The following is a 13,897-nucleotide window of genomic DNA, read 5'->3' as shown; positions in this document are numbered from 1 at the left end:
AGGCTGGAACACCCGATCGTCACCGTCGCAACGCTCATCCGGAAACCATTCCTGCCCACGGCAGGTCTGGGCCGACCGGAATTATTCCGGACGGATTGAGGTCGCGGTGGCTGGCATAATAATGTGTCTTGATGTGATCGAGATGCACCGTCGCGGCCACGGCCGGGATATCCAGCATCCGCTCCAGATAGCGTTCGAGTGCCGGATAGTCCGCAATCCGCCGGATATTGCATTTGAAATGCCCGACATAAACCGGATCGAACCGTACCAACGTCGTAAACAGCCGAATATCCGCCTCGGTCATCGCGTCGCCGACCAACCACTGACGATCCGTCAGCAGCGCCTCGAGCCGATCGAGCGTCGCGAACAGCGGGATGACCGCATCGTCATAGGCCCCCTGCGTCGTCGCGAAGCCTGCCTTGTAGACGCCGTTGTTCACGTGATCATACACATCAGCGTTGATTGCATCGATCTCGGTGCGCTGCTCGGGCGGGTAGAAATCGCCTTTGGTTGCGCCGATCGCGTCGAACGCATCGCCCAGCATCCGGATGATCTCGGCGGACTCGTTGCTGACGATCGTCTCCGTCTCTCGATCCCACAGCACCGGCACCGTAACCTTGCCGCTATATCCTGGGCGCGCGCGGGCATAAAGCTGCCACAGGAATTGGGCGTCGTGTAATGGATCGCCGCTGCCGCCGTGGTCGGTCGCAAACGTCCAGCCATCGTCCAGCATCAGGGGGTCGACCACGGAGACGCCGATCGCGTCCTCCAGCCCCTTCAGCGTCCGCACGACCAAAGTGCGATGCGCCCATGGGCAGGCGTAGCTGACATACAGATGATAGCGGCCCGTCGCCGCCGGCCGTCCCGCCTGCCCCTCCGGCCCCGGGCCACCGTCGGCGGTCACCCAGTCCCGAAATCCCGCATTCGCGCGGGCGAACGCCCCACTGTCCGCATTGTCCGTCAGCTTGCCCGATCGCCAGACGCCGTCCACCATCGTTCCCACGCACTTCTCCTTATCCGGATATGAGGCACGATGAGCGACGGGGTTCAGGATCAGCGTGCCAATGACCGGCTGTGCTCTGCGACGCCATCGACCATCATTGGCCTCGATAACGCAGCTTCAACGGTAAATACGGCGCCCGCGGTTGTTGACGTAGAATTGCCGACCGCGTCGGTCGCGCTGCCAGCGACGATTGCCGTCGGACGTTGCGACGCCAACCGCGGCACCCCCTGCAGCACCAATCGCCGCACCCTCTCCGACGCCCAGACCCGGGATCAAGGCTCCCGCCACAGCACCGCCGGCGGCGCCGAACCCGGCCCCGCGCAGGCCGTCCCGTGAAGCTTCGCGCGCACATCCGCCGAGACCCGTCGCGCCGAGCGCCAATGATATGACTATGATCTTATACAAATTCCATCTCCACCACTAATCTAACTTATGGACCGGACGACCTTGATATGCTTAGAAAAACCGTATTCGCATTTTAGATGATCTATCAAGCGAGCCTCATATGGCTTACTGAGTAAGATCAAACGACTGCGTCAGGTGCGATACTACCCAACTATCTTCTTTGCTGCTTTCCAACCCAAAACAAAGAAGATGACCGTAGCGATCAATGCCACAACGAAGATGATCAAGGCGATGTTGGCAAGCGATCCAGCCAAGCCGCCGAAACCCAAAATTGCGGCTATCAGGGCAACAATTGCCAGAGTGAAAGCAAGTCCGTACAAAAAAACCTCCCAATTTATGTGATAGATCTATGAAGAGGGCGCGCGACTGGGGTGGCGCCGCTCAGATCTGCCGATGTGGATATCAAACTAACTCGATAATTAAGCTACGGTTCCGCCCCTGCCCAAATTGGCGGCAGATACCGGCACATCGTGGACGCGTCTGGCAGTTCTAACGGACGTCGCGTCCTGTCCGCTCGATATGCTTGCCGAGGCCTTCCAGCAGGCTCCGTTTGCCGATCGGCTCGAACATGTCGTCCGGTCCTTCGGGGTCGAGGATCTCGTTGTCCGCCAGCCACGCCTTGACCTGGGACAGATCCGGCGTCCGGTACGGAACCAGCGAATGGCCGTCGCGGCGCAGCCGCTCGATGGCCTGGATCAGCGATCCCGTCTGCCCGATCAGCTCGGCGACGCGGTCGATCGAGACGCCAAGATGCTCCGCCAGCAGATCGTTCCGAATGTTGCGGATGACGGCCTGAAGCTTCTGATGCGGGTTCTCCGCATCGTCGACAATGACGTCGCACTCCGTATCGAGGCGGAGCGAGCGGTTGTTCAGATTGGCGGATCCAACCCGGAGCTGACGATCGTCGACGATGGTGATCTTGGCATGGACATAGATCGGCTCGCCCGAGCCAGTCTGCGGATGGTACAGGCGCAGACGATCATGAAGGTCGCGCGCCTTCAGTTCCGTGACGAGCCGCGCCCGCGCAGAATCCATCGCGATCGGTTGAAGCCAGCCTTCCGCCGTCAGCGGATGCACGATAACGAACTCGGGCCCATCCTCCTCGGCAAGACGCCGCGCGATCGCTTCGGCGACCCGGCGCGACGCGAAATACTGTGTCTCGAAATAGACATATCGTTTGGCCGAAGCGATTTGATCGAGGAACAGCGCCTCGATCTCGCGCACGGGCTGCTTGTCGTCCATCACCGGCTGAGACCGCGCGATGCCCACGCGCACGTCGGACATGACCGGATCGAGGTTGGCGGGCCAGCAGTCGCCGGGCAGATCGACCGGATCGATCGGTGTGCCGCCGGCCTTGACCCAACGGTTCCGGCACGCCTCTCCAAGAGCTTTCGCGGCAGGACCGGATATGGCGGTCGTCGCGTCATGCCAGGGCTTGTAAGCCTTCCCGCGCGGGTCGGTTCTGCCCGGTTCGAAGTCGCGATGCTGGCGGGTGTCCCAGCGCTCACTGGTCATGTCGATGCCGCCGCAGAACGCGAAACTGTCGTCGATCGAAACCAGCTTCTGGTGGTGCGAGGACCCGGTGGGATGATGCGCGTCCAGCTTGACGTGGATGCGGGGGTGGGTCGCCAGCTTGAAGACGGTGAACAGCGTGGTCCCGCGCAGCAGCGTCTTGAGCGCCCCGACGTCCCAGCGCAGCAGGAAAATCTCGAGCTCGGGATTGCGTTCGACCAGCCAGTGGAAGAACTGCCCAACCTTGGCCGGACCGTCACCGTCCGTTGCGGCAGGATCGAGCACGATGCGCGCGTCGAAGTCCCACCCCACCAGCATGATCCGCCGCTGCGCCATCATCATCGCCTCACGCGCGACCGCGAAATAGCGCTCCGCGTCGATCACCAGGGCGAAGCGGTCCGCCGCCTCGATCCGCCAGCAATTCTTTCCTTCGTCGAGCATGCCGTTCTCCGTCGCCCACCCCAATTGCGATGGCCGCATTCGGTGACAACGGTGCTAGGGACGATCATGGTCCGACAACGAAGCGACGACGTTCATTTGACGAGTGCTGCGTGACGCGGTGGCAGTGGGCGGTGCGTCTGCTGACGCGTCATGTCTGGTTCCGTGCCGCGCTGTTCTGCGTCTTCGCGGCGTCGCTGGCCCTTGCGGGTGCGGTTGTCGGGCCGGTCCTGTCCTATGATTTCGGGACCAAGATCGGCGCCAAATCGGTCGACAACATCTTGAACGTGCTGGCGGCGAGCATGCTGACGGTCACGACCTTCTCGCTGACCGCGATGGTCCAGGCTTATTCCGGCGCGACCAGCAGCATCACCCCGCGTGCCGTCCAGTTGCTGATCGACGACACCACGGCGCAGAACGCCCTGTCCACCTTCCTCGGAAGTTTCCTGTTCGCCGTCGTCGGGATCATCGCGCTGTCGACCGATCTCTACGGCGAAACCGGTCGCGTCATCCTCTACATCGGCACGATCCTGGTCATTCTTTACATCGTGGTCACTCTGCTGCGATGGATCGAGCATGTCGCCAATTTCGGTCGGGTGTCCGACACGATCAACCGCGTCGAAACCGCAGCGCTGAAAGCGGTCGCGGATCTGACCGTCCCGCTTCGCTTCCATGCTTCAACCACGACGTTTCCTGCCGACGCCAGACCCATTCGGTGCGATGCGATCGGCCGGGTCACGCACATCGATCTGAGCGATCTGGCCGAGGTTGCCGAGGAGATCGGCACCGTCGTAAACGTGGCGGTGTCACCGGGCGCGCTAATCGACCCTGCGCGCACGATCGCGTGGCTTTCCAGCGACGCCGACGATCGCCAGATCCGCAAGATCGCCGATGCCTTCACCATCGCCGATAATCGCGCTTTTGATCAGGATCCCCGCTTTGGTCTCGTTGTGCTGGCGGAGATCGCCGCGCGCGCGTTGTCACCGGCGGTCAACGACCCGGGCACGGCCATTGCCGTGCTCGACGCCGGCACGCGTGTCCTGGCGGCGCTTTTGCGCCACCACCCGGACGAGACGAACGCGAATCCCGCCCGCGTCACGATACCACCGCTCGCCTTCCGCGATCTTATCGAAGATTTGTACCGTCCCATCGCCCGCGACGGGGCCAGCATGCTCGAAGTCGGCATCCGCCTGCAAAAATCCCTGCTCACGCTCACTGGGCTTGAACCTTTCGCGCGGTCCGCTTGCGAGGCAGCGTCCGCCGACGCACTTGAGCGGGCGGAAGCCGCGCTGACCAGCGATGCCGATCGCAACGCTCTGCTGCGGCTGCGCCATCAGCTCTGGGAAGCGCCCCACATGCCTGCATGATCACACCGCATGAATGCCGACCGCTTCGAACGCGACGTTCTCTGTCTTGATGCGAAACTACGATAAGGCCCGCGTTCCGTCTCTTTCCTCTGGCTTCGCTACCGTTACAAAGTTGAGGACTGACCGGTCGAAGAGACGCTAAGCAGCTTGGAGCCCGCGTCGGTGTTTCGGCGCATCGCTGAATGGCACGCATCGGAGATCCTGTTGGAACAAGGCGCATGGTGGCAGGTCTACCTGGATCGATGGTCGGCACTGCCCTTCCATGATCTGATCGCCGCGGCCGCGATCCTCGGCACCGCGCTGTTGCTGGGCGTTGTCTCCGCGCGCCTTGCCTGCCGATATCTTCTCCCGGTCCTGACGCCGAAGCATGCTTCGGGCATCGCGCCGCGACTGACGGCGCTGACCCGCTCAGCGGTCGCCGCGCTGGCCCTGACGGCATTTCTCGGCATTCCGGGACTGGAGCCCGGCGCCGATCTTCTCCTCGCCGCCGGTCTCGGCATTGCCGTCGCCGCGCTGGCGTATGAGGTTGCCAGATTGCTGGGGGTCCAGAGCGGGCGGAGCACCCTGATCGCGGCCATGGCGCTCGTCATCATTCTTGCAAGCCGGCTTGGGGGCCTCGCTCCATTGATGGCGGGACTGGACCGGGCCAGCATTGGGATCGGAGCGCGGCGTATCTCGCTGCTCGACGTCGTCAATGCCGTCGGATTGTTCCTGCTGCTGTTCGTGGTGGCGCGCGCGGTCCTCGGCTGGGTCCTGCGCTGGATCGGGCAGTCCATTCTGCTCGATGGCGCGCAACGCGTCCTGTTCCAGAAACTCGCCCAGATCGCGGTCGTCACCGTCGCCATCTTCCTCGGCATCGATCTGCTCGGCATCGATCTGACCGCGCTCGCGGTGTTTTCCGGCGCGTTCGGGCTGGCGATCGGTTTCGGGCTCCAGAAGACGCTCGGCAATCTCATCGCCGGCCTCATCCTGCTGCTCGACCGGTCGATCAAACCCGGTGACGTCATCGCGGTCGGCGACACCTTCGGGTGGGTCAACAAGATCGGCGTCCGCGCGGTTTCGGTGCTGACCCGCGACGGCAAGGAGCATCTGATTCCGAACGAACGGCTGATGACCGAGGAGGTCGAGAACTGGTCCTTCTCCAGCCGCGACGTCCGGGTCCATGTCGGTTTCCGCGTCTCGTTCGAGTGCGACCTGCGGCTTGCGCAGCGGCTCGCGGTCGAGGCGGCGGCCATCTCACCCCGCGTGCTCAGCGAACCTGCGCCCGTATGCTGGATCAAGGAATTCGGCGATAGCGGGGTCGAGTTCGACCTGCGCATCTGGATCGACAGTCCCGAATCCGGGGTCGGCAATGTCACCAGCGACGTCTTCTTCCGTATCTGGGATCTGTTTAAGGAACACGGCGTCACCATGCCGGTGCCCCAGCGCGACCTCCGTTTCCGGACGTCCTCGATCGAGCCGACAAGCCCGGTAACAGAGTCGCGCCCGGACTAACGACGATTATGCAGTAACGTCGCGGTCGACAATCGCGGGTGCCGCGTCCCGCTCAGGCGACACGCGGATCTGCTGGCATGGTCGGCGACGTCAGGTCCGGCTCGTCGATGCCCACGTCGCCATTGTCTCGTCCGTCGCGGGGTTCTCGATCGCGACATCGTCGAATGTCGCGGCCACCAGACAGGCCGGGCGCTGTTCCCTCCCCGCGGGCTGGCGACAGCGAACCGTCGCTCCATCGGGAAACCGGGCGATGCGCCCGCGAAGCCGAACGCGGAGTCCCCGATCGATCTTCAGATCCGCCGCGTCCATCCGACGCACGCTTTCATAGGGCTTGCCCCCGCGGCGCGCGTTCCGCGAATCCTCGGCGGTGAAGATCTGCGCGAGCCCGAGCGTCTGGCCGGGAAGCGTCACGGCGTCGATGCCGAACGGCGTGGCCGATGCGGCCGGTGCCGACCCGCTCACGCAGGTTTCGCGCGACGACCAGGGACGCGCAACCCAGAAGCCCTCGATCGCCTCCTCGTTCGCAGCCGGCGGCGTCACGGCCGTGTCGCCCGACACCGGTTTGCCGAGCCATTCCTGCGGATCGAAGACGGCCGGCGCGACCGAGATCCTGAGCGAGGAGGAGGCCGTATCGTAGCGCCATTGAAACGGGTCGCGACTGTCTTCGGCCGCCGGGCCTTCGCAGCCGAACGGCAGATCGATCTGGAAACGCGCTCCTTCGCTTGCATCGACGCGCTCGGGCATCTTCTCTCCCGAGGACGTCGCATCCGCAGCGGCATTGCCGATCGCGATCATGTCGCCACGCGACAACAGGCGGACGGCGGGGGTTTCGGGCACGGCAGGTGCCGCAGCGGGCGCAGGTGTGGGGCTGACGGCCGCCGGTGAAGGCGCCGGCACCGTGCTGCGTCCCAGCAGGAACCCGCCCCCGCCCAGCAGGACGATCGCGGCGACCGATCCGGCGACGAGAAGGCGACTGGTGCGAGGGGAAGGCTCGTGCATCCCGGAACTGTAGCAAAATTCTCGCGATGCTCCATACCGCGTGGCATGACTGCCGCGATGGAAGCCCGGATTTCTGGTTGCCGATGAGACGTTTATGACACTCGACCAGATCATCACCCTGCTCGTGCTGGCCTGCGTGGTTGCCGCGCTGATCCTCGACAAGGTCCGCGCCGACGTCGTCGCGCTGACCGGTGCCGCCGTGTTGCTGATGACCGGCGTGGTTCGCCCGGTCGATGTGCAGGGCGCGTTCGCCAGTCCGGCGATCATAGCGCTCGCCTCGCTCTTCGTCATCTCCTACGCGCTCGAACTGTCCGGACTGCTCGATCGCGCGATCGAAAACGCCGTGGCCATGTGCCGACGCCTCGGTGCCACCGGAGTCTGGCTGCTGCTCGGGATCGCCGGGCTTTTTTCCAGCGTCCTGAACAGCACGCCGATCGTCGTGCTGACCGCTCCCGTCGTCAAGGATGTCGCGGCGAGCCTGCAGTTGCCGGCGAAGCGCTTTCTCATGCCCTTGTCGTACATCACCATCCTCGGCGGCTGCTGTACGCTGCTCGGCACATCGACCAACCTGCTGGTCGACGACATGGCGCGCATCGCGGGCCAGAGCCGCTTCGGCATTTTCGAGATCACGCCGGTCGGTGTGCCGGTCGCGCTGGTCGGCGGCCTCTACCTGTTGCTGTTCAGCGGCAAGCTGATGGGCACGCGGATGCTCGAGCCGGCCGATGCGCTTGCCGATGCCGACATGGCGATCCCCGACGGACCGATCGGCAATGCGGAGCTGTTCGCAGAACGCCGGCCGCTGCAACCGGCCAAGGCGGCCATGGCGCTCGCGGCGTTCGTGGGCGCGATCCTGCTGGCCGCGCTCAACGTCGCGCCGATCGCCGCGACGGCGTTCGCGGGGGCCGTGCTGCTGATCCTGCTACGCGTCATTTCGGCCGATCAGGCCTATGGTGGCCTTCGCCCGCAGATCCTGATCCTGATCGCGGGCATGGTCGTGCTGGGCATCGCGATGGCGCAGAGCGGACTGGCAAGCACCGCCACCACGACGCTGATCGCCCAACTCGAAGGGGTCAGCCCGCTGACCGCGCTCATCGTGCTCTACGGCCTGACGATGGTGCTGACCGAGCTGCTGTCGAACGCGACCGTCGCCGTGCTGGTGACGCCGGTCGCGGTGGCACTGGCGGAGAGCCTCGGGGTCAGCCCCCGCCCGTTCCTGGTCGTGGTCATGATCGCCGGCAGCGCCTCCTTCGCGACCCCGTTCGGCTATCAGACCAACGTCATCGTCTACCAGTTGGGCCGGTATCGCTACACCGATTTCCTGCGCGTGGGACTGCCGCTGAACCTCATCACCGCGGTCGTCGCGATCACCGCCACGCGCATCGCGTTCCCGTTCTGATGTCGCCGTGGGCGTGGCCGTGGCCGGACAGTCAATTCGACAGTCAATCGGCATAACCGACTGATCCGGCACCCTTCTTGATACGACCGGTCCGGTGCCATATCGGACGGGCCGACCGGATGACGGTGGTACGGATCGAGCGTCCCGGCCTAAGACCGGACGACTGGGCGAGGGTGTAGCGTTGCGCGATTTCTGGATGAACCGAGCGGCGTTCCTGGCGCTCATTGTCAGCGTCGGCGTGGCCGGTTGCGCCACGACCCCGCCACCGCCACGTCAGACCGCGCCGGTCATGCGGGCCCGGCCCCGACCCATACCCCTGTCCGTCGCGACCCCTGCGCCGCTTCCCGGGCGGCACCGCAACCAGCCACCGGCCGACATCCTCAACGCGTTGCAGGCGCTTGGGTCGAAGTTTCAGGGGCGGGTCGGCATCGCCGTCCGCGATGTCACCGACGGGTGGGTCGTCGGCTACAACGCCGACGCGCTTCTACCGCAGCAAAGCGTCAGCAAGCTCTGGGTGGCGATCGCGGTCATGGACGCGGTCGATCGCGGCGCGCTCTCCTTGTCCGATGTCGTGACCGTGCGGCGATCCGATCTCACCGTTTTTCATCAGCCGATCCGTCCGCTGGTGGGCGCCAACGGCTATCGCACGACGATCGCCGCGCTGTTGCAGGGCGCGATGACGCGCAGCGACAACACCTGCAACGACGTCCTGCTCTGGAAGGTCGGCGGTCCCACGGCGATCCGCCGCCTGCTCGCGCAAAAGGGGATAAAAGGCGTCGGCTTCGGTCCCGGCGAGCGGATCCTGCAGGCGAAGACCGCCGGTCTTGAGTGGAAGCCCGAGTGGGCCGGCGGCTGGGGCTTCCTGCAGGCGCGCGCGAAGATGAGCTTCGAGGCGCGCAACAAGGCGCTGACCCGCTATCTCGCAGCACCCTACGATGGCGCGTCGGCGAACGGCATCACGCTCGGTCTCGCCCTGCTCCAGCGCGGCGAACTGCTCAGCAACCGCTCGACCGTCCATCTCCTGACGCTGATGGCGGCGAGCAAGACCGGCCCGCTCCGGCTGAAGTCCGGGCTTCGTCCCGGCTGGACCTTCGCGCACAAGACGGGGACGGGGCAGGATCTCGGCAACCTGTCGACCGGCTATAACGATGTCGGCCTGCTGAAGGCGCCGGACGGTCATGCCTATGCGGTCGCCGTCATGATCGGCAGCACGCGCCGCCCCATCCCGGCCCGGATGCAGTTCATGGGCAACGTCACGCGCGCCTTGATCCGGGCGCTGGACTAACCCGCGCCACAGCCGGCCGGCCGGTCAGCCCTCCCCGAACAGCTCGCGCTGCGCCTTCTCCAGCTCGTCGGCATAGCGCCTTCGGACATAACTTTCGGACAACAGGCCCAGCACATGACCGTCGTCGGAAACGACCGCCAGCTCGTCGGTATGGGTCGCATCGAACTGCGCCATCACCGCGCTGATGTCCATTTCCGGGGTCAGCACCTGCGCATGGCCCGTCGCCAGCGTCGTGACATTCGCGGCGGAATCCAGGCCGTCGGCATAGGCGGTCGACACCACGACGATCCCGGCATAGGCGCCCTGCCCATCGGTCAGCACGACCCGGCTGGTCGATCCGAGCGGGAATGTCCGGCGGAATTCCGCGATCGTCAGCGCGGTCGGGGTCGCGTGCGTTTCCTTGCGCATCATGCGTCCGGCGGTCAGCGTCTTTACCCACCCGACGTCGCGGGCGCTCTTGATCGTCTCGCCACGCAGGTGAAGCCGCCAGGTCGAGAAGGAATAACCGAACAGTTCGCGCACGATCGACGACGACACCAGCGAGGCCGCGATCACCGCCCCGGTCAGCGAGAAATCATGCGTCGACTGCAGGACGAGCATCGCCATCGTCATCGGCCCGCCGACCACCGCCACGGCGAACGCGGCCATGCCGACCAGCGCCGCATTCCGCGGGTCGATGACGACGTGGCCGACGATGAGCGCGAGACTGTCGGCATAGAGATGGCCGAGCAACGTACCGAGAAACAGCGATGCGAAGAACAGCCCGCCGCGAAAGCCGAAGCCGAGCGAGACGATCGACGCGGCACTCTTGACGCACAGGACCAGCAGGATGAAGCCGATAGACGCCCCGATTGCCAGATCGGCGTGGAGCGCACCGTGGCCCGCGGACAAGGCTTGCGGGGACAGCACCGCGAGCGGGATCAGCAGCGCACCACCCACGGCGGGACGCGCCCACTCCGGCAGCCAGCGACGCCGCGACGCGCGCTCGACGACCCCGACCGCCCGCATCAGCGCAATCCCCAGCAGCGCGCAGGTCGCGCCGAGCCCGGCATAGATCGGATAATGGCGTGTCTCGACCAGGGTCTGGGACGCCGCATCGATCAGATAGGGCTGAACCCCGAACGCCTGCGCCACCAGCGTACCGGCAAGCGCCGCCGCGGCGACGGGCGCGATCGCCGTCGGCGAATAGGTGCCGATCACGATCTCGAACGCATAGAATGCCCCGGCGAGCGGCGCGCCGAACGTCGCGGCAATCGCGGCGCCGGCCCCCGCGCCGACCAGCGTTCGCTGATCGGCGCGACGCAGTTTCAACCAGCCGCCCAGGACGGAGGCGGCCGCCCCGCCCATCTGCGCATAGGCCGCCTCCAGGCCGACCGACGCCCCGAAACCGTTGGACAGGACCGTCTGGCCCGAGATCACAAGACTGTCCGGCACCGACATGCGGCCGCCGTGCAGCGCATTCGCCTCCACCGCATCGACCAGCCGCCGCTTCCGCGCGCGCGTGACGTAGCTGAACCCTGCCAGGACCAGGCCACCGAGCGGCAGCACGATCAGGCTGGAGAACTCCAGCCGACCGATCCCGCTGAGCCGTGTGTCGGGCGGGAGGGCGAAGAGGACATGCTGAAGCGTTCGAGCGAGCGCACCGACGATGACGCTGAGCAGTCCGGCAAACGCACCGACGACGATCGCCAGCGCGATGAACGACGCCTCGCTCGCGCGCAGCCAGCCACGGAAATCGCGCGCCACAACGCGGGCCCGTGTCGACGACGAACGGAACGCCGATGCACCTGGCCAGGGGACTGTCATGACGCGCTGGGCGCCAGCGACGATGGTGATATGCGGCCGCGCGCCGTTGCCACCAGGTACAGTCCGCCGGCAATCATCGGGATCGTCAGCCACTGCCCCATATGCAGCCCGGTCTGCGCAGCGAACCGGACAAGCTGAGCATCAGGCTCGCGGAAGAATTCCACGGTGAACCGGGCAACGCCGTAACCAACGAGAAACGTGCCGACGAGCATTCCTCGACGGGCGCGCGCCTCGGTGCACCAGAACAGGAGCGCCAGGATTCCGAAAAGCGCGAGCCCTTCGAGACCCGCCTCGTAGAGCTGGCTGGGATGGCGCGCGATCCCGTCTTGGCTACCCGGAAATACGATACCCCACGGGGCGTCGGTCGGTTTGCCCCACAGCTCGCCGTTGACGAAATTGGCGAGCCGACCGAAAAACAGTCCTATCAGCACGGTGCAAGCGACGTAGTCGTGGACCCGCAGCCAATCGAGGCCATGCCTGCGCGCAAAGACGATGAGCGCGATCGAGACGCCAGCAGCGCCGCCGTGAAACGACATGCCCCCGTCCCATAGCTTGAAAACCTCAAGGGGGGTGTCCGCGGCAGCATAATATCGATCTTGGGCTTCGGCGGGCGGGATGTTGCCGATGGGCTCGATCAGCCGAAGATGGTTGAACCAGTCGACCCATTCGAGTGTGCCGTACTCGACGGCTTCAAAGCTGCGCCAGGGGCCGCGCCGATGGATGACCTCGGCCTTGGCCAAAGCGTTGTCGTAGCTGTCGCCGACACTGCCGACCAATGGCTCGATGCCGGCCTCGGCCGGGGGCTCGGTGTACTTGATGGACACGTATCGCGACCCACGGTCGCTATGATGGATCAGGCCACCCCGATGGGTCGGACGGCGATCGTGGAGCGCCTGTTCGAGCGCATCCAGGACGAAGCTGGCGTGCGCCGTCCTGCTGGCGCGCCAGCCTAGGATCCGTCTAGCGTATGTGTCGATGACAAAGGCGACGTAGACGAACCCAGCGCAGGTCGCGACATAGGGGAGGTCCGACACCCAAAGCCTGTTCGGCGCCGGCGCGAAGAACTGGCGATTGACGTGATCGCGCGGGCACGGTGCCGCCTTGTCGCTGATGGTCGTACGCACCGGCTTGCCCCGGATCACGCCTGCCAAGCCCATCTCATGCATCAGCCATTCGACGGTGCAACGGGCGATCACCAAGCCCTCCCGCATCATCTGCTGCCATACCTTCCGCACGTCGTAGACCGCAAAGGTCTCCGCGAACACGCGAGCGATCTCGGGCTTGAGGATCAGATCTTCACGCGCCCGTGCCGACAGACGCGATGGATACTGTCGCTGCGCGACGTGCCCGTAGTAGGTGGATGGGGCGATCGGTAGGACACGGCAGATCTGCTCGACCCCATAGGCATCGCGGTGATCGTCAATGAAAGCGATCATCTCCGGAACGGGCGGTCGGGCTCCGCCTCCGCGAAATATGCCGACGCCTTGCGCAGATCTCGTTGGCTTGCCGCAGTTCGCCGACCTCGCGTTCCAGCGCCTCCACCTTGTCGGCCACCTCGGTCAGGACACCGCCACGCTTGCCGCTATCGACTTCGGCCTTCTTTACCCACTCATGCAGCGTCTACGGAACGCACCCGATCATCTCGGCAATTGATACCACGGTCGCCCATCTGGACGGGCGATTACGCTCGTGATCGAAAACCATCCGTACCGGCCGCTCGCGGACTTCGGGCGCAAACTTGTTCGTCGTCTTGCTTGTTATGGCTCCACCTTCTCAGGAGTTAGAGCCTCCGACAAACCCGGCGCGGTTCAGATTGCCGCGCGGGCGAGGCCGATCAAGGCCGACGTCATCCCCCATCGCGCGCTCCTGCGCAGGTTCGAGTAGAAGATCGGCCGACTGCGCGAGGCGCGAGACGCTGAACGACGAGGCCGTGCGCGGCGAGGCGGTCGCCACCATCCGTGGCTTGGTGGACAAGGATGACGATTAATACCGATCCGACTGACGGCGCCACCAGCGCCGACATCCTAGCCTAGTCCGAAAAACTGTTGCGATATGCTCAGAACGTAGAAACACCCCGCCGCGTTAGCGGCAAGGGTTGTTCCATATATTTGGTTGCGGGGACAGGATTTGAACCTGTGACCTTCAGGTTATGAGCCTGACGAGCTACCGGGCTGCTCCACCCCGCGATGAGG

General features: G+C 65.0%; 10 protein-coding genes, 1 tRNA gene, 2 pseudogenes and 1 other annotated feature. Of the genes and pseudogenes, 5 read left to right on the top strand and 8 right to left on the bottom strand.

Annotated features, from left to right (window positions below; all coding sequences use genetic code 11):
• Positions 1-34: 34 nt before the first annotated feature.
• Positions 35-1,003 (bottom strand): glutathione S-transferase family protein, encoded by a 969-nt coding sequence (locus ACFSGX_RS05875; protein WP_380928280.1) that lies wholly within the window; start codon positions 1,001-1,003, stop codon positions 35-37.
• 30 nt (positions 1,004-1,033) lie between these two features.
• Here ACFSGX_RS05875 and ACFSGX_RS05870 point away from each other — a divergent pair, with 30 nt between their 5' ends.
• Entirely contained in the window at positions 1,034-1,339 is a 306-nt protein-coding gene (locus ACFSGX_RS05870; RefSeq protein ID WP_380928278.1) for a hypothetical protein, read from the top strand.
• Between the two features lie 212 nt (positions 1,340-1,551).
• Here the strand turns inward: ACFSGX_RS05870 and ACFSGX_RS05865 are convergent, their stop codons facing one another.
• Complete coding sequence (locus ACFSGX_RS05865) at positions 1,552-1,662, bottom strand: hypothetical protein (RefSeq protein ID WP_380929984.1); 111 nt, start codon at positions 1,660-1,662, stop codon at positions 1,552-1,554.
• Between the two features lie 235 nt (positions 1,663-1,897).
• Positions 1,898-3,361: a phospholipase D-like domain-containing protein gene (locus ACFSGX_RS05860; RefSeq protein ID WP_380928276.1), complete on the bottom strand. Its 1,464-nt coding sequence runs from the start codon at positions 3,359-3,361 to the stop codon at positions 1,898-1,900.
• Positions 3,362-3,471: 110 nt separating this feature from the next.
• Between ACFSGX_RS05860 and ACFSGX_RS05855 the strand changes: the two genes are divergently transcribed.
• Both ACFSGX_RS05855 and ACFSGX_RS05850 read left to right on the top strand, forming a co-directional pair.
• Complete coding sequence (locus ACFSGX_RS05855) at positions 3,472-4,725, top strand: DUF2254 domain-containing protein (protein WP_380928274.1); 1,254 nt, start codon at positions 3,472-3,474, stop codon at positions 4,723-4,725.
• Between the two features lie 147 nt (positions 4,726-4,872).
• A complete protein-coding gene (locus ACFSGX_RS05850; RefSeq protein WP_380928273.1) occupies positions 4,873-6,219 on the top strand; it encodes a mechanosensitive ion channel family protein in 1,347 nt (448 codons plus the stop codon).
• A gap of 90 nt (positions 6,220-6,309) precedes the next feature.
• On the opposite strand, the gene ACFSGX_RS05845 is transcribed toward ACFSGX_RS05850, so the two are convergent.
• Complete coding sequence (locus tag ACFSGX_RS05845; protein WP_380928271.1) at positions 6,310-7,218, bottom strand: hypothetical protein; 909 nt, start codon at positions 7,216-7,218, stop codon at positions 6,310-6,312.
• A 94-nt stretch (positions 7,219-7,312) separates the two neighbouring features.
• Here ACFSGX_RS05845 and ACFSGX_RS05840 point away from each other — a divergent pair, with 94 nt between their 5' ends.
• Both ACFSGX_RS05840 and ACFSGX_RS05835 read left to right on the top strand, forming a co-directional pair.
• Positions 7,313-8,614 carry an SLC13 family permease gene (locus ACFSGX_RS05840; RefSeq protein ID WP_380928270.1) on the top strand — a complete coding sequence of 434 codons (1,302 nt, stop codon included), beginning with the start codon at positions 7,313-7,315 and terminating at the stop codon, positions 8,612-8,614.
• 289 nt (positions 8,615-8,903) lie between these two features.
• A complete protein-coding gene (locus tag ACFSGX_RS05835) occupies positions 8,904-9,899 on the top strand; it encodes a serine hydrolase (RefSeq protein ID WP_380928268.1) in 996 nt (331 codons plus the stop codon).
• 24 nt (positions 9,900-9,923) lie between these two features.
• On the opposite strand, the gene ACFSGX_RS05830 is transcribed toward ACFSGX_RS05835, so the two are convergent.
• From ACFSGX_RS05830 to ACFSGX_RS05815, 4 genes and pseudogenes are all read right to left on the bottom strand, one after another.
• Positions 9,924-11,705: a chloride channel protein gene (locus ACFSGX_RS05830; RefSeq protein ID WP_380928266.1), complete on the bottom strand. Its 1,782-nt coding sequence runs from the start codon at positions 11,703-11,705 to the stop codon at positions 9,924-9,926.
• Positions 11,702-12,274: pseudogene (lgt, locus tag ACFSGX_RS05825) on the bottom strand (prolipoprotein diacylglyceryl transferase); the annotation flags it as partial. The pseudogene lgt and the gene ACFSGX_RS05830, both read right to left, overlap by 4 nt.
• A gap of 3 nt (positions 12,275-12,277) precedes the next feature.
• Positions 12,278-13,409: pseudogene (locus ACFSGX_RS05820) on the bottom strand (IS3 family transposase); the annotation flags it as partial.
• Positions 13,067-13,183: a sequence feature (AL1L pseudoknot), on the bottom strand. It overlaps the preceding pseudogene by 117 nt.
• 405 nt (positions 13,410-13,814) lie before the next feature.
• A tRNA-Met gene (locus ACFSGX_RS05815) sits at positions 13,815-13,891 on the bottom strand.
• Positions 13,892-13,897 lie beyond the last annotated feature (6 nt).

Source organism: Sphingomonas arantia (genome assembly GCF_042682045.1).
Taxonomy (GTDB): Bacteria; Pseudomonadota; Alphaproteobacteria; order Sphingomonadales; family Sphingomonadaceae; genus Sphingomonas_R; species Sphingomonas_R arantia.
The sequence above is the reverse complement of the archived record's forward strand: the minus strand, read 5'-3'. Positions and strand labels throughout refer to the sequence as shown.